Source organism: Geobacillus sp. B4113_201601, from assembly GCF_001587475.1.
GTDB lineage: Bacteria > Bacillota > Bacilli > Bacillales > Anoxybacillaceae > Geobacillus > Geobacillus icigianus.
The window spans coordinates 30052-52750 of the sequence record NZ_LQYX01000026.1; the positions used below are offsets into that span (position 1 = coordinate 30052).

General features: G+C 52.5%; 21 protein-coding genes and 1 pseudogene. 13 read left to right on the forward strand and 9 right to left on the reverse strand.

All coding sequences use genetic code 11. From position 1 onward, the window contains the following. Nucleotides 1-149: 149 nt before the first annotated feature. From B4113_RS03755 to B4113_RS03780, 4 genes are all read right to left on the reverse strand, one after another. Entirely contained in the window at nt 150-809 is a 660-nt protein-coding gene (locus tag B4113_RS03755; RefSeq protein ID WP_051962599.1) for a class D sortase, read from the reverse strand. 6 nt (nt 810-815) lie between these two features. Further along, nucleotides 816-1730 (reverse strand): processed acidic surface protein, encoded by a 915-nt coding sequence (locus B4113_RS03760; protein ID WP_153017119.1) that lies wholly within the window; start codon nt 1728-1730, stop codon nt 816-818. Nucleotides 1731-2327: 597 nt separating this feature from the next. Continuing rightward, on the reverse strand, nt 2328-3704 hold the full coding sequence (locus B4113_RS03775; RefSeq protein ID WP_033842985.1) for an aspartate kinase: 1377 nt from the start codon (nt 3702-3704) through the stop codon (nt 2328-2330). 633 nt (nt 3705-4337) lie between these two features. Next, the gene (locus B4113_RS03780) at nt 4338-4772 is read right to left on the reverse strand and encodes a DUF1284 domain-containing protein (protein WP_033018390.1); all 435 of its coding nucleotides are present in this window, start codon (nt 4770-4772) and stop codon (nt 4338-4340) included. Nucleotides 4773-5081: 309 nt separating this feature from the next. Between B4113_RS03780 and B4113_RS03785 the strand changes: the two genes are divergently transcribed. Then, the gene (locus tag B4113_RS03785; RefSeq protein ID WP_033018418.1) at nt 5082-5642 is read left to right on the forward strand and encodes a hypothetical protein; all 561 of its coding nucleotides are present in this window, start codon (nt 5082-5084) and stop codon (nt 5640-5642) included. A gap of 102 nt (nt 5643-5744) precedes the next feature. Here the strand turns inward: B4113_RS03785 and B4113_RS19365 are convergent, their stop codons facing one another. After that, entirely contained in the window at nt 5745-5951 is a 207-nt protein-coding gene (locus tag B4113_RS19365) for a hypothetical protein (protein WP_153017120.1), read from the reverse strand. A 178-nt stretch (nt 5952-6129) separates the two neighbouring features. Between B4113_RS19365 and adh the strand changes: the two genes are divergently transcribed. The 3 genes from adh (at nt 6130) to B4113_RS03800 (ending at nt 9522) form a co-directional block, all read left to right on the forward strand. After that, a complete protein-coding gene (gene adh / locus B4113_RS03790) occupies nt 6130-7650 on the forward strand; it encodes an aldehyde dehydrogenase (protein ID WP_033018386.1) in 1521 nt (506 codons plus the stop codon). Nucleotides 7651-7888: 238 nt separating this feature from the next. Beyond that, nucleotides 7889-8953 carry a hypothetical protein gene (locus B4113_RS03795; RefSeq protein WP_153017121.1) on the forward strand — a complete coding sequence of 355 codons (1065 nt, stop codon included), beginning with the start codon at nt 7889-7891 and terminating at the stop codon, nt 8951-8953. A gap of 209 nt (nt 8954-9162) precedes the next feature. Further along, a complete protein-coding gene (locus tag B4113_RS03800; RefSeq protein WP_033842977.1) occupies nt 9163-9522 on the forward strand; it encodes a DUF779 domain-containing protein in 360 nt (119 codons plus the stop codon). Between the two features lie 193 nt (nt 9523-9715). Here B4113_RS03800 and B4113_RS03805 read toward each other — a convergent pair whose 3' ends face one another. From B4113_RS03805 to B4113_RS03815, 4 genes and pseudogenes are all read right to left on the reverse strand, one after another. After that, complete coding sequence (locus B4113_RS03805) at nt 9716-11323, reverse strand: MDR family MFS transporter (RefSeq protein WP_033842975.1); 1608 nt, start codon at nt 11321-11323, stop codon at nt 9716-9718. Next, nucleotides 11308-12230 (reverse strand): annotated as a pseudogene (locus B4113_RS03810) (TetR/AcrR family transcriptional regulator). Before B4113_RS03810 ends, B4113_RS03805 begins: the two are co-directional and overlap by 16 nt. Next, nucleotides 12223-12363, reverse strand: a complete 141-nt coding sequence (locus B4113_RS20025) for a hypothetical protein (RefSeq protein WP_033018377.1) — start codon at nt 12361-12363, stop codon at nt 12223-12225. Before B4113_RS20025 ends, B4113_RS03810 begins: the two are co-directional and overlap by 8 nt. Before the next feature lie 172 nt (nt 12364-12535). After that, entirely contained in the window at nt 12536-13426 is an 891-nt protein-coding gene (locus B4113_RS03815) for an ROK family protein (RefSeq protein WP_033844747.1), read from the reverse strand. A 637-nt stretch (nt 13427-14063) separates the two neighbouring features. On the opposite strand from B4113_RS03815, the gene ssuE reads away from it, so the two are divergent. From ssuE to B4113_RS03860, 9 genes are all read left to right on the forward strand, one after another. Next, nucleotides 14064-14618: an NADPH-dependent FMN reductase gene (gene ssuE, locus B4113_RS03820; protein ID WP_033842973.1), complete on the forward strand. Its 555-nt coding sequence runs from the start codon at nt 14064-14066 to the stop codon at nt 14616-14618. Between the two features lie 111 nt (nt 14619-14729). Continuing rightward, a complete protein-coding gene (locus B4113_RS03825; protein WP_033842972.1) occupies nt 14730-15638 on the forward strand; it encodes a LysR family transcriptional regulator in 909 nt (302 codons plus the stop codon). Between the two features lie 102 nt (nt 15639-15740). Next, nucleotides 15741-16100, forward strand: a complete 360-nt coding sequence (locus tag B4113_RS03830) for a hypothetical protein (RefSeq protein WP_061912233.1) — start codon at nt 15741-15743, stop codon at nt 16098-16100. Nucleotides 16101-16195: 95 nt separating this feature from the next. Beyond that, nucleotides 16196-17314, forward strand: coding sequence for an LLM class flavin-dependent oxidoreductase (locus B4113_RS03835; protein WP_033842970.1), 1119 nt, complete (start codon nt 16196-16198; stop codon nt 17312-17314). A gap of 114 nt (nt 17315-17428) precedes the next feature. Next, the gene (locus B4113_RS03840; protein WP_033842969.1) at nt 17429-18742 is read left to right on the forward strand and encodes an LLM class flavin-dependent oxidoreductase; all 1314 of its coding nucleotides are present in this window, start codon (nt 17429-17431) and stop codon (nt 18740-18742) included. Nucleotides 18743-18797: 55 nt separating this feature from the next. Continuing rightward, nucleotides 18798-20051, forward strand: a complete 1254-nt coding sequence (locus B4113_RS03845) for an acyl-CoA dehydrogenase family protein (RefSeq protein WP_051962597.1) — start codon at nt 18798-18800, stop codon at nt 20049-20051. A 13-nt stretch (nt 20052-20064) separates the two neighbouring features. Further along, nucleotides 20065-21078, forward strand: coding sequence for a methionine ABC transporter ATP-binding protein (locus B4113_RS03850; protein ID WP_033842968.1), 1014 nt, complete (start codon nt 20065-20067; stop codon nt 21076-21078). Then, nucleotides 21068-21724, forward strand: coding sequence for a methionine ABC transporter permease (locus tag B4113_RS03855; protein WP_014196859.1), 657 nt, complete (start codon nt 21068-21070; stop codon nt 21722-21724). Before B4113_RS03850 ends, B4113_RS03855 begins: the two co-directional genes overlap by 11 nt. Nucleotides 21725-21840: 116 nt before the next feature. Next, nucleotides 21841-22671: a MetQ/NlpA family ABC transporter substrate-binding protein gene (locus tag B4113_RS03860; RefSeq protein ID WP_033018366.1), complete on the forward strand. Its 831-nt coding sequence runs from the start codon at nt 21841-21843 to the stop codon at nt 22669-22671. The last annotated feature ends 28 nt before the right edge of the window (nt 22672-22699 follow it).

Below are 22699 nucleotides of genomic sequence, written 5' to 3' on the forward strand. Positions count from 1 at the left end.
GGTTGGTGATTGACTCGTGGATACAGCTTTTACCATGTCATTTCTCCATTTAAAAAACCTTGTTGCATCGGTCCTCGTTTTCGCTCATTCTCCCATTGATGAAGGAGATCAGTCGTTTTTCACCGGCTTATAGAGACGGGGAGACAAGCTCAAAGTTTCAAACGGTCGACGCGGACCGGGCGGGCGATGACGACATAGCGCTTTGGAGCGCGGCCGATGAAATGAAACGGATAGCACGTTGTCACCGTCAAGGTGGGGCGCGCTTTGTCGACAAGAACGGTCCGATCCTCGTCATCGACAATGCGTACGTTGACAACACGATAATGAACGGCGGCGCCTTCTGTCCGGAGGATGATGGCATCGCCAATTCCCAGTTCACCGAGGCGGCGCAGCACCGTATCGCGATGCCCCGATAATACCACATGTCCCTCGCCTCCCGGCCACGCGCTGTTTGGATAATGGCCAACGCCACGGCGCAGCTCCTGTTCACGAACGCCTTCATACACGGGAATGGCCACTCCGAGTTTCGGAATTGTCATTTCACCGAGATAAGCGCCAAGCGCCGAGGAAGGAGAAGACTTCGCGCGCTTGCCGGCCCAGTCAGCTGAAACGGACGTGTTGGCGTTCGAACCGGACTCTTGCTTTAGTGAAGAAAGGACTCGATCCGGCTTAGCGGCCTTCCAGCCCACCATGTACCAATACCCGTTCCAGCCGACCAGCCAAATTCCGATGACGAGCAAAACGAGCGCCGTGCAACGAAATATCGGGCAAAGCGAAGAAAGGAAGGCAGTCGCTAGTTTGCGCTTCATCCGCACTCACCCCCGCCACCGCGCGGTCCGCCGATAAAGGTAGAGGCCGGCACAGGCAAGCAGTGCCCCAGCCAACGTGCGCGCCAAGTACGGTGAAGCAGTTTCCGGCAGTTTCTCGCCGTACATCGCCCCTTTCATCTCCAACGCCAGCAGACCGGCCTCAATTCCTTTTTCCCCAGCCCGGACGATATAGCCCGATGAGAGCATCTCCCTTGTCAGGGCGACATCAGCGACTTGTTCCCCTTGGCGGTTGTATAGCCGCACGTGGAGCGGTTCGGCCCCCGCTGCCTTGATGCCGGACCAGTCAGCGGAGCAATGAGCGTTTAGTTCCAGAAGGGCGAGCGCCTCTTGCCAAATCGCCTTTAGTTCGCGGCGCTGTTCGCTCGTCCACGGCCCTTCGGTTTCCTCAAATGGGCGCAACCGCGCACGGAGCGCCCGCAATTTGCCCGACAATTGCGGATCGGAAAGCGAAGCGACATGGCGGGAAAATTTCCGTACCTCCTGCTCGTTCATGCCGAGCGCTCCAAGCAAGTCATTGATTTGCTGCATGGCGGCGTTATGTTGCGAGTAAAAGCGAATGGCCCGATCCAAGTCCTCGACGAAAAGGTAATCTTGCACGGTTTCACCAAACTGGCCAAGCAGCGCTTCCAGCTCCTCCACAGTCAGCCGATGGCGGCGCAGCACGTCATGAAAAAGCGGTTCGGTCAGCGGCGTGCCCACCCACTGCTTCAGCTCATCAATCGTGCGAAAGTCAGCGGCCGTCAACCCGTATCGGTCCAAGTAAGCCAACAAGTCGCTCACCGTCCAGCCGACGCTTGCGGCATACTGCTCCAATTCGCTCCGACTGATGGCGTCCGCTTTCAAAGGAAACGCGGAGAGCGTCACCACCAACGCAATGATGATCAGCCTTTTCGACACCATTGTTTCCTCCTTTCACCTGCTTTCTTTTCTACTGGTAGTATTTTCCGAGTTTTGTCTTCTTATGTACAGCAGCGCAAAAAAATCACACCAATCCAAACGACCGCTATTCCCCACCGCCTACGACACCCGTTGGCTAAGCCGGTTTTCCGCGCCGGCGCTTTCCCCGCTCTACCCCCAAACAAAAAAAGAGGTCCGCTGACATCGAGCAGAACCTCTTCGCGATTTTCGCTATGTTTTCCTTGAAAATGCCACGCTGACGCGGGATTTTCATCCCCGGGCGGAGGGCAGATCACACTGCCCATGGATCTTTTCCTTGAAAATGCCGGCCTAGCGCGGGATTTTCATGCCTAGGCGAACGGCAGATCACGCTGCCCATGGATCTTTCCCGTCTCGCGCCTCCCGGCTTGCGGCAAAGACCGTGCGCCTCCCGTGGCGCATCAAGCGCGGGCGAAAGAAGGCGGTGAACAACGGCGGCCATAAGCAAACGAGCGGCATTTCGCCAAAAAGAAGGTTGATTCCGTCAGGCTGTTCGAACGGAGAAACCGATTGTACGAAATCACCGCTCCTAAAGAGCAAGAACAAAAAAAGGCGGTGCACCTATGAAGGTCGAGTGACGGTCAACTCCCGAAAATACGCATGATACAAGGCACGCACCGCCTCGTTGACGACTTCTTCCTTGACGCCGAACATCATGCTGACCTCGGACGATCCTTGGTTGATCATCTCTAAGTTGATGTTCGCCTTCGCAAGCGCCATCGTCGCTTTCGCTGCCATCCCAATCGTTTTTTCCATCCCTTCACCAACGACCATAATAAGCGCTAGGCCGTGCTCGACCGTCACTTCGTCGACGGCCAGCTCCTCGCGGATGCGGGCGAGAATGCGCGCTTCTTTTCCTTCAGCCAGCTGATCGGCGCGCAAAATGATCGACATGTTGTCAATACCTGACGGCGTATGCTCATAGGAGATGCCTTCGTCTTCCAAAATTTGCAGCACGCGCCGGCCAAAACCGATTTCGCGGTTCATTAAATATTTGCTGATGTTGATGCTGCAAAAACCGGTATCGCTCGCGATCCCGGCGACCGGTTCATCGATATGGTTGCGCTTGGCGACGATCCATGTGCCAGGGGCGGCGGGGTTGTTCGTGTTTTTCACACAAACGGGGATGCCGGCGCGGTAGACCGGTTCAAGCGCCTCATCATGGAAGACGGAAAAGCCGGAATACGACAGCTCGCGCATTTCGCGGTACGTAATTTCTTTCAACTTGCGGGCGTCCACCACAATCGATGGATTGACACAGTAAATCGAATCAACGTCTGTAAAGTTTTCGTACACGTCTGCTTGAACACCAGCCGCTACGATCGAACCGGTGATGTCTGACCCGCCGCGCGGAAACGTGACGATATGGCCGGATGGCGAATAGCCGAAGAACCCAGGAATCACCAATACCCCACGCCGGTCGCGCAATTGGTTGAGTTTGTCGTACGACTCCGGAAGCACTTGGGCATTGCCTGGCTCATCGGTGACGATGATGCCCGCCTCGAGCGGGCTCACATAGCTTGCCGCCAGTCCGCGATCTTGCAAGTAAAGGGCCATGAGGCGGGCATTGTGATCTTCGCCGCTCGCCTTCATGGCATCGAGCAAACGAGGTGGTTCATGGCGATAGGCGCTGATTTTCGATTGCAAATCATCGTTGAGCTCGCCCAAAAAATGGCCGGCCTCAAGCCCAAGCTCGTTGACGATGTCCGCATACCGCTTTACGATGGCCTCGACCGTCTGCCCGTATGGTTCGCCGGCCATCACTTGTTCCGCTAGGCGGATGAGCAGATCGGTGACCTTTACATCGTCCTTATACCGTTTCCCGGGCGCCGACACGACGACGATCCGCCGTTCAATATCCGAGCTGACAATATCGGCCACCTTGCGGAATTGGGCGGCGCTCGCCACCGAACTTCCACCGAATTTGGCTACCTTCATCGTGCATGACCCTTTCTGTCGAAAGTCTTTATAATTGTTTATCATATCACATTTTTCCGCCCATGGAACTATTCATTTTTTAGAAATTTCCGCGAACGCCTCCTCGCCACCATGATCCTCCTTCCAACCGCTGGGGCGATGGCGGAAAAACGGCGATGAAACAGGCCGCCTTGATTCAACGGGCGATGGCTCAGCGTCTTTTCATCGGCCTTCCTGTTTTTCGAAAACCTCTAGAAGGCTGGTGAAAAACCGCTGATTCCCTTACTCAATGGGGGAATGGGCGAAAAGCAAGATCGATGCAACAAGGTTTTTCTAATTGAGAAATGACATGGTAAAGCTGTATACGCCATTAAATCACCAGCCCCCCTAGAAGGCTGGTGAAAAACATTGGTTTCCTTTGGTCGATGAATAAAAGTACGCAGTGTTGCAAGACTTTTCCATTTGAGAAATGATGCCAACAATCGGTATACACGATTGAATCACCGGCCCCCTAGGAGGCTGGTGAAAAACGGTTGTTTCTCTTGAGCAATGGGGGAACGCTTGAAAGGCGATCCTGATGCGACAAGGCTTATCTATTTGAGAAACGGGCTTGATAAGCGACTTGTCCCCTTAAATCACCGGCCCCCTAGAGCCTCACGTTTGCGCCACATTGCCGCGGCGGACGTTAGCGATTCCTTCTTTACAGACGCCATATGGCAGCCACGAGCAGCCGCGGCATAATTCATCCAAATCATCCGGCTTGACCCGCTCCGCCGTCCGCTGAATCAGTTCGGACTTCCAGTACACGCTGCCCGGTTGTAAACCTAAGTGGCGAATGACATTGCCATCGAGCGAACGGACATGAGCGTCAGAATCAGGACCTGCTTCGCATGTCGTTTCCCCATGGTGCGGGCAGACGAGGCACGCCTCGTCGAGCGCCGCAACGACTTCAATCGGAAAATCGTCGGTTTCATCCCGAATACGGGCGACGATCTCCGACATTTTTTCAACAAACGATGGGCTGTAGCCCATGCCGCGAAATCCGTGCACACAAAGCAAATGGTGACCGCGCAAACGCAACGGTTTCATCGTCTCTCCCCTCTCCTGTAATAAGCGTTGGACCGAATTCACTCTTTTAATCTCCAAGTTCATCGGTAAGGAACTATCGTTTTCCATCGATCTTCCAGACGCAGCCCTTATCCGTTTGTTCCTAATCTTATCATACGTCAACGTTCCTCACTCGGCAATGGAACATCGTAACGCTCTGCCGCTATGTTTCCCAACTCCATCGCCCGTATGGCCTGTCTCATGCATCTGTCGCCAGCAGTAGACTTTTACAGTCGCAAGTTTGTAAAATGAAAAAGGAGACGAACTTTGTCGCGAAAGGACTGGCGGACGATGACAAAAGAGGAAGCGGCCCGCTTACTTTCCATCTTGCTTCATGATCTGACGAAAGAATGGCGGAAGGAAAAAATTCATTCTGATGTGCTCGAAGTGATTATGCAGCTCCGCATTCAGGCTGCCGACAACGAGCGCTACAGCGCAAATTTGCTTGACCAAATCGCGTTTGCCGGCGAGTCCGCCCACGCGTTGAAGCAAATTTGGGGTTACATGCTGCGAGAACGGACATTTTTATCACCGACCACGATGGAAGCCATGCTGACCGACGCCCAGCGTGTGATCCACCGCCGATTGCCAGAACTGGTCGCCCGCTATGGACGGGCGTTTGCCGAAATCGCCGATGAAACAGAGCGAAAACGCCAACTGGAGCGCTCTTACAGCGCGCTCTTGTTGTTCAACCGCATCGCCACCGATTTTTTATTTCAATTCGTCCGTGAAGAAAACGAACGAGAAGCGAGCGCCTTTTTCGCCGCTGATCCGAACGAGCTGCTCGAAGTGTTTCATCACCTTTGCAGCGTCTACGCCAGCCGCTTGCTTGAAGGGCTCGAGGTCGATTAACCGCTGCTGGCGAAAATTGTCTCCCGGTGGCGGGAAGCGCGGCATGAGAAGACCTATAGAGCTGGTAATTGAATCGGGGACACGGCTTTACAACGTCATTTTTCAATTCGAAACGCCTTGTGGCACGGTCCTGCTTTTTACGCGTTCTCCCATTGATAAAAGGCAGCAGCGGTTTTTCATCATCTTCCTCGATGGCTTGGTGGAAAACAGCTGTTTCTTTTGAGCAATGGGGGGCGTTTGAAAGGCGATCCTAATGCGACAAGGCTTTTCGCTTTGAGAAATAGGCTTGATCAGCGGTTGCCCCTTCAATCACGGCCTCCTAGGAAAACGCGCCAAGCGCCCTATCTCTCCCTTATCGTCCTCGACGACACGTCCGTTTTTCTGTTTGACAATATTGTCCAGCCATGCTAATCTAATCATCGGAAGGAATTTTTAAAATATTCCTACCATTGAAAGCGGGTACAAAAAACAAAGGAGGAGTCGGGGGATGATCTACGCACAACCCGGTCAGCCAGGCGCGCTTGTCACATTTAAAAAGCGCTACGAAAACTTTATTGGCGGCAAATGGGTGCCGCCGGTGGACGGCGAGTATTTTGAAAACATTACGCCGATCACCGGGCAGCCGTATTGCGAAGTGCCGCGCTCAAAAGCGGCGGACATCGAACTGGCGCTTGATGCCGCCCATGCGGCAAAAGAGGCGTGGGGGCGCACTTCACCTGCCGAGCGCGCCCGTTTGCTGAACAAAATCGCCGATCGGATGGAAGAAAACTTGGAAATGCTCGCGGTCGCGGAAACGTGGGAAAACGGCAAGCCGATCCGCGAGACGCTCGCAGCTGACATTCCGCTCGCCATTGACCATTTCCGCTATTTTGCTAGCTGCATTCGCACCCAAGAAGGAACGATTTCGGAAATCGACCACGATACGGTCGCCTATCATTTCAAAGAGCCGCTCGGCGTTGTCGGACAAATCATCCCGTGGAACTTCCCGATTTTAATGGCGGCTTGGAAACTCGCGCCAGCGCTCGCTGCCGGCAACTGCGTCGTGTTGAAACCGGCGGAGCAAACGCCGACGTCGATTCTCGTCCTCATCGAACTCATCGAAGATTTGCTTCCACCTGGCGTCGTCAACGTTGTGAACGGCTTTGGCTTAGAAGCCGGCAAGCCGCTCGCCTCGAATCCGCGCGTGGCGAAAGTGGCGTTCACCGGCGAAACGACGACCGGACGGCTCATCATGCAATACGCCTCGCAAAACATCGTACCGGTCACGCTTGAACTTGGCGGCAAGTCACCAAACATTTTCTTCCCCGATGTGATGGACAAAGATGACGAGTTTCTCGATAAAGCGCTCGAAGGGTTGACGATGTTCGCCTTAAACCAAGGTGAAGTGTGCACATGCCCGTCGCGCGCCCTCATCCATGAATCGATTTACGATGCCTTTATGGAACGAGCACTTGAGCGCGTCAAACAAATCAAGCAAGGCAATCCGCTCGATACGGAAACGATGATCGGCGCGCAAGCCTCCTCTGAACAGCTTGAGAAAATTTTGTCGTACATCGACATCGGCAAACAAGAAGGTGCTGAACTTTTGATCGGCGGCGAACGGAACATGCTGGAAGGGGAGCTCGCCGGCGGATATTATGTGAAGCCGACGATTTTCAAAGGACATAACAAAATGCGCATTTTCCAAGAAGAAATTTTCGGGCCGGTGTTGGCCGTCACGACATTCAAAGACAACGACGAAGCGCTCGCCATCGCCAATGAGACGCTGTACGGCCTCGGCGCCGGCGTCTGGACGCGCGACATCAACACCGCGTACCGGTTCGGCCGCGGCATCCAAGCCGGCCGCGTGTGGACGAACTGCTATCACATTTATCCGGCCCATGCGGCATTTGGCGGCTACAAAATGTCCGGCATCGGGCGCGAAACGCACAAAATGATGCTCGACCATTATCAACAAACGAAAAACTTGCTCGTCAGCTATTCGCCGAGAAAGCTCGGCTTGTTCTAACAGCCAGCGCTCCACTTTCCCTGTTTCCAGTGGGGCAAGCGCTCAAACCACTCTTCCTCGCCTTTGTCGCAATCGAGGCGAAGCAGCCACCCGTTTTGATGAGAGGGTGTCCCAAAAGGATCGGGATCCCCTCTTTCGTTGCTATATACACACGTGCCGCACGATATGTTGTGCTTATCTTGAAGGCCGACAACCTTTTGGGCCAACACCCTCTTTTCATAGGAGACTGAAGGGGGAGATGGAGCGGATGAAAAAAAGCTTCGTTTGTTTTCTTTTCGTCATATTTTCCTTTTTGTGTAATGGATGTGAACTTCGGGCGTATCACGCCGATGAGAACGAACATCATGACAAAAATCCACTTACGGTGATGAAGTGGAATGTTTCGGCGCCCAATTGGACGCATGCTTCCTTGGTTGGAAACGAACTGTTTATTGCTGTCAATGCCGATCAAACGAACCGGGCATCGGTGAATGAATTGCTGGCTGTCAATGTGAAAACCAAAAAGCAACGAATGTTGTTTCAATCGGCTCATGAGGAAGCGATGGTGCAGTGGGTTCAAGCGAATAATCGTTGGGTTGTTTGGGAGGATTCTACATCGTTTGGGGCCGAATCGACCATCTGGGTCATGGATCGCAAGACAGGTTCTACATTTTTAGCGGCTCGGTCCAACTCCTCCCCACCAACAGTGTTTAACCCTGTGTTAGACGGAGAGTATATAGCATGGACGGAAAAAGGTTCTCAGTTTGGGCAAGTGAAGCTATTCCATTTACCAACAAAACAAGGAAAAACCATTGGCCGCCTTGTTTCCCAAGGGTTATATAATGAATTTGTTTCGCTCCGGAACGGAAAAGTAATATGGACCGATTCGCACGATGGCAAAGGATATTATTATGTTTACGACATTCGCACCGGTAGGAGCGCTTCATATGAATCGCCTGCTCCGTTCCCCGCTTATGCAGAATACGATAATGGTTTGATTTATGCTATCCATTTAGAAGATTTGGAATACCCGGATCAGCAGACATTTGGATATTTTGATCTTAAAACGAAACGTTTTTCTCGTTTCCCTGTTTCTCATGGAATCATTCAATATTTTGATGTTTCTAACGGGAAGCTTGCCTTTTTGGATGATCGCGGAGCTGTATCGGTGTATGAGCAGCGAAACGGGAAATGGAAGGCGGTAAAGGTTTCTCTTGATCGTTATCCTAGACTGCTTTATTTTGATCAACAGGATCATTTAATCGTGGATCAGGAAGATACAAAGCAGGACCGGCGCTGGTTGAATATTGTGAAATGGCCATGAGAATGGAAAAGACAGTCTCCCGGCCAAGCGCCAGGCGAAGGATCCGGCTCAAGAACGCGACGCCAAGCGAACGTCCGGGACGTCATCCGCTGCGAATGAGGGGCGTGCTTGTTTCCCTTTCTTTTGTTTGTTGAGGGCATCGACCTCAGGCAAACAGCGGGGGCATTCCATTCGGAAAGAACTTACTAGGCAAAGGAGGAGAGCGATGGATGATGGAAGAGCCGAAAGTGATCGCAACGGAAGCGGCGTTGGCATTAATTGACAAGCTAAAAGCGAAATACGGACCGCTCATGTTCCATCAGTCGGGCGGGTGCTGCGACGGCAGTTCGCCGATGTGCTACCCGCTCGGCGAGTTGATCGTCGGTGATTCCGACGTATTGCTTGGCGAAATCGGCGGCTGCCCGTTTTACATCGCCAAAGCGCAATACGAATATTGGAAGCATACTCAACTGATTATCGATGTTGTTCCCGGGCGCGGCGGCATGTTTTCGCTTGAAGGTCCGGAAGGTGTTCGCTTTCTCACCCGCTCGCGCGTCTTCGGACAGGGCGCGGATGCAGGCGCGCCGTAGCCGCCATGCGGGATGCTGCTGTGAGGCCGCCATGTGCACCGCATGAATCGCTTAACCAATAAAAAACACGGAAGCTGCCATTCGTCCCCGTTCCCAGATGCTTTATCCGCTTCGGAGCGGTTTGTTCGTCGCAGCAAAAAAATGGCGGTCCGCCACCTGACCAAATGAGGCGCGGTCCGCCATTTCCTTTTCTTTACTCCGTCTCTCTTGCCTGCTTCATCGCCTCTGCCCGATCAGACAAGACAATCCGTTTCAAGCCGAACACTAACAGCAAGCCGACCGCGATAAACGCGAGCCCGAACCAAAAGACGGCTTGCAGGGAATCGACAAGCGATTGCTTCAGCACCGGCACGAACATGTCGCGCAGCGGCGCTGGAATTTTGGCCATCGTCTCCGGGCTGAAGAGAACGGAATACAGCCCTTGCGGATCGCTGTGAATCATGTCCGCAAAGCGGTCGACAAGCCCTTTCGCCTGTGCTGGCAACGCTTCAAGTTTCGGCATCAACCGCTCATCGAGCAACGCGCTTGACCGCTCGTTCATCACGGCGCCGAGCACGGTCATGCCAAACGTTCCGCCAATGGAACGGAAAAACTGGCTCGAAGAGGTGACAACGCCAAGTTCCGATTTCGAGAAGCTTTCTTGCAAAGCAAGCGTCAAAATCGGCATGACCAAACCGGTGCCAAGGCCGAGAATCATCATATATAGCGTTGCCGTCCATTTCGACGTGTCGATTCCCATCGTGCCAAGCAGCCCAAACGCGGCAACCATCACGGCCATGCCTATGATCAACTGCGGTTTGACGCCAATCCGATAAACGAGCCGGCCGCCGATGACACTGCTGATGATCATCGTGATCATCATCGGCGTCATGATCGTTCCCGACTGGGTGGCGCTCACCCCGATGATGCCTTGCATAAAAAACGGCACGAACATAATGGCGCCAAACATGCCGATGCTCATGAAAAAGCCGATGCCATTGAGAAGCGTAAACGCCCGATTGCGGAACAACCAAAGCGGGATGATCGGCTCCGCGGCCCGCTTTTCCGCCAAGGCAAACAAGACAAAACCAGCCGCCGCCAAAGCAAACAAGGAAATGATTTGCCAAGACCCCCACGGATAGCGGTCGCCGCCAAACGTTAATCCGAGCAATAGACTGACCACTCCGACTGTCAAGGTCGTCATCCCTGCGACGTCAAATTTGACCGGCCCTTCGGCTTTGTGTTTGCTTAATCCCATGGCGATCAGCACGGTGGCGACAATGCCGACGGGCAAATTGATATAAAACACCCAACGCCAGCTCAAGTGATCGACGATAAAGCCGCCGACTTGTGGACCGAGCACGGAAGCGAGGCCGTACAGGCCGCCGAACACCCCTTGCCATTTGGCGCGCTCTTTGCCCGTAAACACGTCGCCGATGACCACCATCGCCATCGGCATCATAATGCCGCCGCCGATGCCTTGAAGGCCGCGATAAAGAATAAGCTGGGTCATATCGTTTGCCATGCCGCAAAGGGCTGAACCGATCATAAAGATGACGAGCCCGCTCACGTACACGAGCCGCCGCCCCAACAAATCAGCGAGTTTCCCGGCGATCGGCACGACTGTCGTTGATGTTAACATATACGCCGTCGTCAGCCACGTCATGATCCCCAACCCGTGAAGCTCGCCGACAATGCGCGGCATCGCGGTTCCGACAATCGTCCCGTCCAAAGCCGCAAACAACATCGCGATCACCAGTCCGGTAATCAACAGCGAACGATGCCGGATCGTACCGACCGGCGCCGTCAATGCTTTCTCCATGTTTCCCTCTCCCATCGCTCCGATTGTTGATACGCTTGAATTTCATCGTTGAGCGCTGCCAAAGCGTCGGCGAGCGGAGGAGCCGCGTGTTGCCGCAAATACAACCGCAACGCCTCCACCAAATACGCTCTTGGCGACCCATCGCGGCCAAGCAGCTCCTCCTCCAACGCCGCGATCGCCTCAAGCATCTCCCGCGCCTGTTTCGAGCGAAGCTCCCGCGCCGCCGCGCGGGCAGCGGAAAACGCTGAAGCGAGCCGCTCGCGCTGCCGTTGTCGCTCCCGTTCTTCGAGCTCCACCCACGGCGCGAGCGATTCTTTCGTGAGCAGCGGCGGCTCATCAGCCGCAAAGCTGGCGACAATCGCATCGAAGCGGCGCGCGAGGAAGCGAGCGATCTCGTCCGCGTTCAACGCCTCCTCGTGAAAAAACAATAAAACAAATATTGCCGGACAATGCCGTTGATCATCATGGCCACATCATACACGTACGGGCGAACCGCCTCGCCGTAGACGTCCTCTAAGCGGGTGCAATACCACCAAAAAAGACGACCGTGCTGGCGGAACATATAACGCTCGACTTCTGGATTTACTTTCGGCAGCTGTTCCGACATGATCATGCGCAAAAAATCTTTATACTCATGAATATGGGAAAAGTGGGCCGACAGCTGGCGAATCCATCGCTCTTTTTCCGTCCCTTCCCCGTCGTCCGCTGTCAGCTCAGCCACCATTTTTTCGCTGTAGTGGCGAAGCACCGCCAAGAGCAAGTCTTCCTTCGAGGCAAAATGGTGGTAAAACGCCCCTTTGGAAATGCCCCAGGCATCCACCAAGTCCTGAATCGACGTCGCATGGTAGCCTTTTTCGGCAAACAATTTCATCGCCATTTCAATAAATTGCGTGCGCCGTTCATCCATGGCAGCGGCTCATCCCCTGCTTGCCTGCCGTCAGCCAGGAACGATCCGACCGCAAGGCGATCCTCGGTTTCACCAAGCTAGCGCGCACGCCGCGCCGCCGCAGCCACTCCACCAACTTTCGCACATCCGTCATCGTTCTCGCCTCCACCTTTTGACCGAATAGTCAATGTTATTATAAACGATCGTTATCGTTTTACGCAAACATTTTACCAAACTTCTTTGACCAAGTAGTCAAAGATCAACAGATATTGTTTGAATGGGTAGTCATATGATGAATAGCGGCAAAATGACAGCGGTCGAGCGTCTCACGGACGCCGACCGCCCCTCATTGCTTGCTCCGCGGCGAGCGCCAACGCCCCGGCCACACCGGCGTTGTCACCTAACCCCGGAGATACGATATATTCCCCTATGTTCTCCAACACCGCCTCATGCTGCACATAACCGTTCAATAGCTCCTGTACACGCTGGCGCACCAACGGCAAGATGGACAGCTGTTTCATCACCCCACCGCCAACAATGACCTTCTTGGGAGATAGGATCAGCACATAGTTGGCGATGGCTTGGGCGAGATAAAACGCCTCGAGCTCCCAGACCTCCTTCCGGTCGGCCAGCTCCGCCCCCTTTTTCCCCCAACGCCGCTCAATCGCTGGGCCGGACGCCATGCCTTCCAAACAGTCGCCATGATACGGGCAGATGCCGGCAAACGCGTCATCCGGATGGCGACGGACGAACATATGGCCCATTTCTGGATGAAGCAGGCCGTGAAGCAGGCGCCCTTCCACGACAGCGCCGACACCAATGCCCGTCCCGACCGTCATATACAGGCAACTGTCAAGCCCTTGCGCCGCCCCCCAGCGCTGCTCGCCAAGCGCCGCGGCGTTAACATCCGTGTCAAAACCGATCGGCACCGGGAACGCTTGTTTTAGCGTGCCGACAACGTCGAAATTCGCCCACGCCTGTTTTGGCGTACTTGTTATGTGCCCGTACGTTGGACTGTCCGGACGCAAATCGACCGGGCCGAACGACCCGATGCCGATCGCCTCAACGTTGTGCGGACGGAAAAAGTCGATGACGCGCCCCATCGTCTCGTCCGGCGTCGTCGTCGGAAACACCGCCCGTTCACGGATGTTCCCTTGTTCATCGCCGAGGGCACAGACAAATTTCGTGCCCCCGGCTTCAACGGCTCCTAGAATCATACCGATTTCCCTTTCCTTCTCGTAGTGTTGATGTTCGATTTTGACGGCAGCCACTCTCTTTTTCTATGTTCATTCTACCACCTTCGTCGGTTCCACTCGCCCACGGAAGGATCACCGACGGTGCCTTTCTTTATCGTATCAACGGTTCGCCCGAATTGTAAAGCGTGCGGCCGCGAACCTAGAGGAGCGGTGATTTAAGGAAACAGGCTGCTTACCAACCTCGTTTCTCAAATCGAAAAGCCCTGTGCTTTTCACACGCTCCCCCATTGTTCAAGAGAAGCAACCGTTTTTCATGACCTTCTAGAAGGCCGGTGATTTAAGGGGGCAATCCGCTTATCAAAGGTTTCTTAAATAGATAAGTCTTGTCGCATCAGGAGCGCCTTTCACACGTTCCCCCATTGCTCAAGAGAAGCAACCGTTTTTCACGACCTTCTAATAATTTGGAGAAAACAATCGTTTTACAACTTGTCCCATTAACGTTTTTAGGCGCACCGATGTCACAACGATATCGCTTTACACGGCGCTGGTAGAAAAAATCTACATATCATGATTGACATGGCATTTATCATCATGATACGATGATCAAAACAAAGTATTCCTATATGAATTAACAAATATAGAAGGGGGAGGTGAAGCCGTGTCCACGATCGTTATTGTTAATGGAAATCCATCGCCGACATCGCGACTTAATGGACTCATTGACTATGCGGAACATGCTTTACATCAAGCGGGATTCACGACTGAACAGATTCGTGTGGCCGATTTGCCCGCTGAGGATTTATTGCGGGCTCGATTTGACGGCCCCGCCATTGTCGCGGCCAATCAAAAAGTGGAGAAGGCTCAAGGCGTGATCATTGCCAGTCCGGTTTACAAAGCAGCCTACACGGGAGTATTGAAAGCGTATTTGGATTTGCTCCCGCAAAAAGGGTTACAACACAAAGTCGTTCTTCCGTTGTTTATTGGCGGCTCTCTCGCTCACCTGTTAGCCATTGACTACGCATTGAAACCCGTTCTGTCCGCCTTGGGTGCACGCTATATTTTGAGCGGCGTATACGCTGTCGATCAATGGGTAAAACGCCTCCATGAAGGCGGATACTCGTTGCCCGAAGAACTGACGCGTCGGCTCGATGAAAGCATATCAGAGTTGGAGTCTGCCATTCGGCGCCTTGCGATTCCAAGTTTCACAAACTAGCTCCATTCCACCTACTCTTCCTGTCATGATGAAAGCAGATTGACTTCAGCTGAAGGACAATCTGCTTTTTTGTGATCGAAAAAAGATGGGACAAGAAGGGAAAGAAACCCTATGGACTTACGCACCATTAAAACGTTCCAAACGGTTGTCAAACATAAAAGCTTCCAGCGAGCTGCTGAAGAGTTGAACTACGCGCAATCGACTGTGACGACTCATATCAAAAACTTAGAAGCAGAGCTCGGCATCACGCTCATTAAGCGAGGAAAACCGTTCCAGTTGACCGAGGCAGGCAAATTGTTAAGTGAGAAAGGGGAATTTTTGCTCAAAAGCTTCGACCATTTACAAAAAACATTGAAAGAATGCATTGATGGCGAAAGAGGCGTCGTCCGCATCGGGGTGATGGAGCCGACAGCCAGTCACCGTCTTCCTGCATGGCTCAGCGCCTTTCGGGACAAGCAGCCGAACATTCTGTTTACAATTCAAATTCATAGCAACCAAATGCTTGTGGACATGGTAGAGCGGGGAGACATCGATGCAGCCATTTGCGCAACACCGGAAACCATGGCAGGAGCGAGCTTTGAACCGTTGTTTTCCGAAGAAGTGGTGCTGCTTTCTCCGGCCTCTCACCCATTAGCGAAACGATCTGTCGTTTATCTTCGCGATTTGGCCGATGAGCCGCTGCTTGTAACGAGCGCCGCCTGCCCATTTCGACGCAATTTGGAAAAACGCCTGGTGGAGTTAGGCATTCAACCTTTATACAAAACCGAGATTAGCAACATGTTGGCGCTGAAATATTATGTCCATGCTTCGCTTGGCATCGCTGTCGTGCCGAAGATTGCTGTCACTCCTCCTCCTGCAGGAACGGTGGCACAACCGATCGCCGATTTTCGCGATGGACTGACCGTTGGCATCTTACGGATGTTTACGAGTGAAGCGAGCCACCCTGCAACGGAAAAATGGCTTCGCTTTTTGCTTGATCAATGTGCTGGCAGATGCTCTACGGATCTTCACATTTTTTGAACGATCACTTCTATTTTTTCAATTTTACAAATGGAAGTAGCTCCTTTATATTTTTTATTAAACCTATAAAGTTACTATGAAATGATATGGAGAGGAACATTGATGATCATTGCCCTTGTTCTCGATGAGCAGGAAAACGTTGTCCCCATCATTGAAGGAGCGACCATTCGCCTTTATCACACGAGTTCGCAAACGTACGAAGACTATCCGAATATCGCCAAGCAGTTGCAAGCGGGACGCCGAAGCGCGGTTCTCCGTTTCGCCAAAGAAAAAGGAGCCGACGCCTTCGCTTCCCCGCCGAATATGTTTTGTGAACGCTCTTACGCTCAAGCAGTCGAGCAACAAGTCAAATTTTATTTGTTGGAACAGCCGATTCCGTTCCGAGAATTCGAAAAGCGGTGGCGGAATGGTCTGCTTTCATCAAGTGATCGGTTGCCTTCGGAAATGATTGTCGCCAGCTGACAAGGACCGCTCACGAACAACGATCAAAACGAAAAGCGCTCTGTTCTCTTTGACGGTCCTGCGATGATCCATCCCGATCACAAGGAGGCGGAAACATGATTGAATTTATGACGATGGCCCCGACATCTGGAGACAGCACATTCGTCGGTCTTGGCAGCAATTCGACGAACTTGAACAGTTGGACCGGAACGGACGAGAATCCAGAGCGTCCACCGACAGTCGAGTACATTGAGGCGATTGCGAAAGCAGCGGAAGCCCATGGCTTTTCCACGCTGCTGTTGCCGACAGGCGCAGGTTGCCTCGATTCGTTGGCCGTCGCTGCTTATCTGGCAGCGCGGACGACTAAATTGCACCTTCTGTTCGCCGCCCGTCCTGGCGCCACTTCACCTGCTATTTTTGCCAAACAATTGGCGACGATCAATTGTTGGACACATGGGCGGGCATTGCCCAATATCGTGACAGGCGGTTCACCAGAAGAATTAGCGGCTGAGGGGGACTTTCTTGACCATGATACGCGATATGAACGGACGAGGGAATACATCCATCTGTTGAAGCAACTGTTTACTCTCCCTTCCGTCACGTATGAAGGACGGTTTTACCGTCTCGAAAACGCCTCGCTGTTTCCGAAACCCGCACAGCGCCCACCCATTTATTTCGGAGGCGCCTCGGACATTGCCAAAGAAGTGGCGGCGAAAGAAGCGGACGTGTACATGATGTGGGGCGAGACGTTCGAACGGATGAAAGAACGGATCGAGGAAATGAAGCAAAAAGCAGCGCATTATGGCCGGACGCTGCGTTACAGCATCTCGTTTCAAGTCGTGTTGGGCGAAACGGAAAAAGAAGCATGGGAGCAGGCCGATGCGTTGGTCAGCCATCTGTCGGAGTCAGCGAAACGAAAAAAGGACGAGCTGATTCAAAAGGGAGATTCGGTTGGTGCGAAACGATTGCACGAATTGATGAAAACGAGCGCCGAGCGGCGTTTCCAAATCGGTCCGAACTTATGGGCCGGGCTCACTCAAGTGCTGTCGGGCAACTCGATTGCGCTCGTCGGTACTCCCGAGCAGGTGGCTGATCGGCTGATTGAATTCATCGGCCTCGGCTTTGATTACGTATTGTTGCGCGGCTTTCCTCACTTAGAGACGATCGAGCAAGTAGGAACTTCCGTGATCCCTCTTGTTCGCGAGCGCCTTCGACAAACGGAAGTATGGATCTAATCGCGATTTGCAACAACAAGCCGGTGATTTGCGCGCTATCGGCTTGATCAACAAAGAGGTTCCTATTGCAAATCACATCTGGACACCGTCATCTACGAAAGGAGAGTCCATGGCATGCGTGTGCGGCAAATGAAATTCGGGCTGTTTCTCATGGGCGTCGGCCATCATATCGCCGCATGGCGACACCCCGATGTGCGGCCGGAATGGTGTGAAGATTTCACATTTTTTCGCCGCATTGCTGAAATAGCGGAACAAGGGAAGCTGGACATGTTGTTTGTCAGCGACGGGCTCGCTATCGAGCCGTTGTCTCACCCTGCCGAGATCGTCCGGCTCGAGCCGTTCACACTGCTCGCCGCTTTAGCAGCTGTGACCCATCGCATCGGGTTGGCTGGCACTGCTTCCACCACATACAATGAACCGTTTCACATCGCGCGAAAATTTTCCTCGCTCGATCATATTAGCCGCGGGCGAGCAGCGTGGAACATCGTAACGTCTTACTATGAGGAAGAAGCGTACAACTTCAGCCAAACGGCCCATTTGGAACATCGGCTGCGCTACGAGCGTGCGCGTGAATTTGTCGATGTCGTCAACGGTCTGTGGGAAAGTTGGGACGAAGAGGCACTGATTCGCGATCAATCATCCGGAATCTACTTTCATGCCGAAAAGTGGCGGCCACTAAATCATCATGGAACACATTTTTCTGTGCGCGGACCGCTGAACTCTTCGCGTCCGCCGCAAGGAAAACCGGTCTTGATTCAAGCCGGCTCATCACAAGACGGCATCCGTTTCGCCGCCCATGTTGCAGAAGTCGTGTTTACCGCCCAATCGACGTTGACTGACGCCCAGCGGTTTTACCAAACTGTGAAACAGGAAGCCGCACGCGCCGGACGCAACCCTGACCATATGTTGATCATGCCTGGCGTAGCCCCTTACATTGGCCGAACCGAACAGGAAGCAAGGGAGCAATATGAACAATTGCAGGAGCTGATCGTACCAGAGGTCGGACTGGCGTTTTTATCCGACTACTTAGGCAGCATCGACTTTTCGGGTTATTCACTGGATGATCCGCTTCCCGACGACATTCCAGAAACAAATGGAAACCAAAGCCGGCGTCAACTCATCATTGATCTAGCGCGCCGCGAACGATTGACGATTCGCCAATTGTACCAACGAATCGCCGGGGCGCGAGGGCACTTTACGATCATTGGCACTCCCGAACAAGTCGCGGACCAACTCGAATACTGGTTTCTCCAAGGGGCAGCGGACGGGTTTAATCTCATGTTCCCATATTATCCAAATGGACTGCAATCATTCGTTGAGCATGTGATCCCAATTTTGCAAAAACGCGGGTTATTCCGTCGCAACTATGAAGGAACAACATTGAGAGACCACTTAGGATTGCCGGTGCCAAAGTCGATCCGCGTGTGAGGAATCGAAAAATCAAGACCAATCGTCGAACATCGATCGAAAAGGAGAGATTCCATTGTCGTTTCCCGATGTCATCCCACAATTAGCCAATGATTTATCACAACTGTTTGTGAAAACGGAACGTCACGAACAACTGTTGCACCAGGCGGCCATGCTTGCAGAACAATTTCGCCAGAACATGCGGCAAATCGATGAAGAAGCGATGTTTCCGTTTGAGCATTTCAACCGTTTGAAAGAAACGAACTATTTGTCGTTGACCGTGCCCAACCAATTCGGCGGGCAAGAGTTGTCCTTATATGAATTGATTCTCATTCAAGAACGGCTTAGCCAAGGGGATGCTTCCACCGGGTTGTGCGCCGGTTGGCATTTGGGACTTGTCTACGACATTCGCGAACGCAACACATGGAATCGGCGCACCTTTGAATGGCTTTGCCGCGAAATTGTCGAACGAAAAGCGGTCATCAACCGGCTCGCCACCGAAGAAGCAACCGGAAGCCCGACGCGCGGAGGAAAGCCGGTCACGACGGCAGTGAAACGCGATGGAAAATGGATTCTCACCGGAAGAAAATCATTTGCTTCAATGGCAGAAGCCTTGGACTACTCATTGGTGACCGCAACGATTGCCGATACGGGAAAAGTCGGATTTTTCCTCGTCGATCATCGACTCGACGGCATTCGCATTGAACAAACGTGGAACATGATCGCCATGCGCGGGACAAGAAGCGATGACGTCATTTTCGACCATGTCGAACTGCCTCAAGATGCTTTAGTCGAACTCGATCAATTGGAATTCGTCAAAGGAGGAGGAAGCCGAGCGTGGCTTTTGCATATTCCAGCCTGCTATTTAGGGACGGCCATCGCGGCGAGAAATTACGCCATTTCGTTTGCCTTACACTATCAACCGAACAGCGTATTCGAACCGATCATCCATCTATCGCACGTTCGGCAAAAAATCGCGCAAATGGACATGGAATTGTTTCAAGCTCGACATTTTCTTTATTTTGTGGCCGAACGATGGGATACGCTTCCAGAAAAACGCCCATTCATGGATCGGGAATTGGCAGCCGCCAAATATATTGCCTTAAACAGCGCCAACCGAGTCGTCGATTTGGCCATGCGCATCGTCGGCGCCAAAAGCTTGCAGCTTTCCAACCCGTTGCAACAATATTACCGCGACGTTCGGGCGGGATTGCATAATCCGCCGATGGAAGACGCTGTCTTGGAATTGCTTGCGTCCCAAGCCATTTCCAATGGAACGACAACCGCCAAAAAAGCAAACACAAATCCACATCCTTCTCCGACCATTTGAAAGGAGGAACGACATGATTGACATTGAACAGTTGACGAAAATGTACAACGTCCATCGGAAAGAAGTGGTCGGCGTCGACCATGTTTCCCTTTCCATCCAAAGCGGGGAAATCTTTGGCATCATTGGACATAGTGGCGCTGGAAAAAGCACCTTGCTCCGGTGCATCAATTTATTGGAGCGACCGACATCCGGCCGCATCATCATCGATGACACCGACATCACCGCCTTGTCTGGAGCGGCATTGCGCGAAGCGCGATTGAAGATCGGTATGATTTTTCAACAATTTTGCTTAATTCGTTCCAAAACGGTGTTTGAAAACATCGCCTTTGCCTTGCGAGCGGCAGGCAAGACAAAAACCGAAATCGAAACTCGCGTCCACGAGCTGCTAGAAATGGTTGGACTTTTGGATAAACGTGACGCTTATCCGTCTCAATTAAGCGGAGGGCAAAAACAGCGCGTCGGTATCGCCCGCGCCTTAGCCAACAATCCGACCGTCCTGTTGTGCGACGAGGCGACATCCGCCCTCGATCCAGCGACAACGTCTTCTATTTTGCAGTTGCTCAAGCAAATTAATCGCGAACTCGGCATTACCATTGTCGTCATTACGCATGAAATGGAAGTCATTAAAGAAATTTGCGACCGTGTCGCTGTGATGCAAAACGGCCGCATTGTCGAAATCGGCCGCGTATACGATCTGTTTACCCAACCGCAGCAGCCGTTGACCCGCTCGTTCGTTGAGCATGTGCTGCGCCTAGATGTTCCAGAACGTCTGCTTCAAGCGCGAACCGGAACGTTAGTGCGGATTTTGTTCCAAGGGCCTGCCGCTGAACAAGCCATCCTATCCGACACGCTGCAAACATTCCGTGTGCGCGGGAACATTTTGCACGGAAAAATTGAGTACATTAACGACACACCGCTTGGGGTGCTGCTGTTAGAATTGAGCGGAGATGAACAGGAAGTCGAGCGCGCCATTCGCTACATGGCCGAACGGACAAAAGGAGTCGAGGTGATCGATCGTGCCGCTTGAAGCGCTGGCTCCAGAACTATTAAAAGCGTTCTGGGATACGTTGTACATGGTGGGCATTTCTCTGTTAGCCGCCGTCATCGCCGGGCTTCCGCTTGGGGTGCTCTTATTTGTGACAGATCGTGGTTTGTTTTGGGAAAACAAACCACTGCAAACCATTCTCGGTTTTCTCATCAACATCGTCCGCTCGATCCCATTTATCATTTTGCTAGTCGCCTTGCTACCGTTGACAAAACTGCTCGTTGGCACCACCATTGGTCCAACAGCAGCGGCCGTCTCGCTGTCCGTGGCCGCCACGCCATTTTTCGCCCGCATTGTGGAAACCGCTTTGCGGGAAGTCGATAAAGGCGTGATTGAAGCTGCTACCGCCGTAGGAGCCACTCCGTGGATGATTATCAAAGATGTTCTGCTGTCCGATGCTCTTCCCGGCATCATCCATGGGCTCACCATTACGGCAATCAGCTTGATCGGCTACTCAGCGATGGCCGGCATTGTCGGAGGCGGCGGTGTGGGGGATCTAGCCATTCGTTTTGGTTATTATCGATACGACAACACGGTGATGATTACAACGATTATCATTCTTCTCTGCTTAGTGCAGGTCGTCCAGTTTGTCGGCGACTCGATCGCCCGCTGGATCGATAAGCGATAAACGTTTCGCATGAGCGAAGCGCCTGTTCCGTCAAGCAACACTGGCCTCGCTTTCAACCGATAATGGCTGCCTTTTTTTGCGGCATTGACCAACCTTTTTATGAGGAGGAATCGTTCATGAAGCGTTTTTCTTTTCTATTCGCCCTTATTGTATTGATCTTCGGAGCAACAGGCTGCTCATCATCCTCTTCCTCGGCACAAGAGGAAAAGAAAACGATCACGATCGGCGCCACCGCCGGTCCATACAGCGATCAAATCCGCGAAGCCATTCAGCCTTATCTAGAAAAGAAAGGATACAAAGTGAAATTAATTGAATTCAATGATTACGTGCAGCCCAATATCGCACTAGATCAGAAAGAAATTGACGCCAACGTGTTTCAAAACCAAATGTATCTTGAAAACTTCGCCAAAACACATCAAATGAAATTGCAGCCCTTGATCTCGATTCCGACCGTTCCAATCGGTTTATATTCAAAAAAACATACGTCCCTCGATGACATTCGGGACGGAACGACCATCGCCTTGCCGAACGAACCGGTCAATCAAGCGCGGGCGCTAACGATGCTGCAGCAGCTCGGCCTTTTAGAACTAAAGAAAGATGTCGAACCGACAAAAGCATCGGAAAAAGATATTGCCAAATTTCACAAAAACATCATTCTCAAACCATTGGATCCCGCTCAACTGCCGCGGGCGTTGGGCGATGTGGACTACGCCTTGATCAACGGCAACTTCGCCTTATCGTCTGGGTTAAAATTAACCGAAGCCGTCGCCTTAGAAAAAACGCCTGATTACTACTTGATCGTCGTCACCATCCGTCCGGAGGACAAAGACAAACCTTTTGTCAAAGATTTGATCGCCGCTTACAAATCGAAAGAATTCGCTAAATTGATCAAAGAAGATCCGAAGTACAAAGGATACGTATGGCCCGATTGGTTCCAAAAACAATGATCCATAGCAGCCGGCGGCTCGTCATCAC

Coding starts and splice junctions, on each gene's coding strand:
- B4113_RS03830 (WP_061912233.1), top strand. CDS start 15,741: ATGATCATTGCCCTTGTTCTCGATGAGCAGGAAAACGTTGTCCCCATC.
- B4113_RS03785 (WP_033018418.1), top strand. CDS start 5,082: ATGACAAAAGAGGAAGCGGCCCGCTTACTTTCCATCTTGCTTCATGAT.
- B4113_RS03760 (WP_153017119.1), bottom strand. CDS start 1,730: ATGGTGTCGAAAAGGCTGATCATCATTGCGTTGGTGGTGACGCTCTCC.
- B4113_RS03800 (WP_033842977.1), top strand. CDS start 9,163: ATGATGGAAGAGCCGAAAGTGATCGCAACGGAAGCGGCGTTGGCATTA.
- B4113_RS03775 (WP_033842985.1), bottom strand. CDS start 3,704: ATGAAGGTAGCCAAATTCGGTGGAAGTTCGGTGGCGAGCGCCGCCCAA.
- B4113_RS03835 (WP_033842970.1), top strand. CDS start 16,196: ATGATTGAATTTATGACGATGGCCCCGACATCTGGAGACAGCACATTC.
- B4113_RS03815 (WP_033844747.1), bottom strand. CDS start 13,426: ATGATTCTAGGAGCCGTTGAAGCCGGGGGCACGAAATTTGTCTGTGCC.
- B4113_RS03755 (WP_051962599.1), bottom strand. CDS start 809: ATGAAGCGCAAACTAGCGACTGCCTTCCTTTCTTCGCTTTGCCCGATA.
- B4113_RS03795 (WP_153017121.1), top strand. CDS start 7,889: ATGGAGCGGATGAAAAAAAGCTTCGTTTGTTTTCTTTTCGTCATATTT.
- B4113_RS03850 (WP_033842968.1), top strand. CDS start 20,065: ATGATTGACATTGAACAGTTGACGAAAATGTACAACGTCCATCGGAAA.
- B4113_RS03780 (WP_033018390.1), bottom strand. CDS start 4,772: ATGAAACCGTTGCGTTTGCGCGGTCACCATTTGCTTTGTGTGCACGGA.
- B4113_RS03840 (WP_033842969.1), top strand. CDS start 17,429: ATGCGTGTGCGGCAAATGAAATTCGGGCTGTTTCTCATGGGCGTCGGC.
- B4113_RS03860 (WP_033018366.1), top strand. CDS start 21,841: ATGAAGCGTTTTTCTTTTCTATTCGCCCTTATTGTATTGATCTTCGGA.
- B4113_RS03825 (WP_033842972.1), top strand. CDS start 14,730: ATGGACTTACGCACCATTAAAACGTTCCAAACGGTTGTCAAACATAAA.
- B4113_RS03805 (WP_033842975.1), bottom strand. CDS start 11,323: ATGGAGAAAGCATTGACGGCGCCGGTCGGTACGATCCGGCATCGTTCG.
- B4113_RS20025 (WP_033018377.1), bottom strand. CDS start 12,363: ATGACGGATGTGCGAAAGTTGGTGGAGTGGCTGCGGCGGCGCGGCGTG.
- adh (WP_033018386.1), top strand. CDS start 6,130: ATGATCTACGCACAACCCGGTCAGCCAGGCGCGCTTGTCACATTTAAA.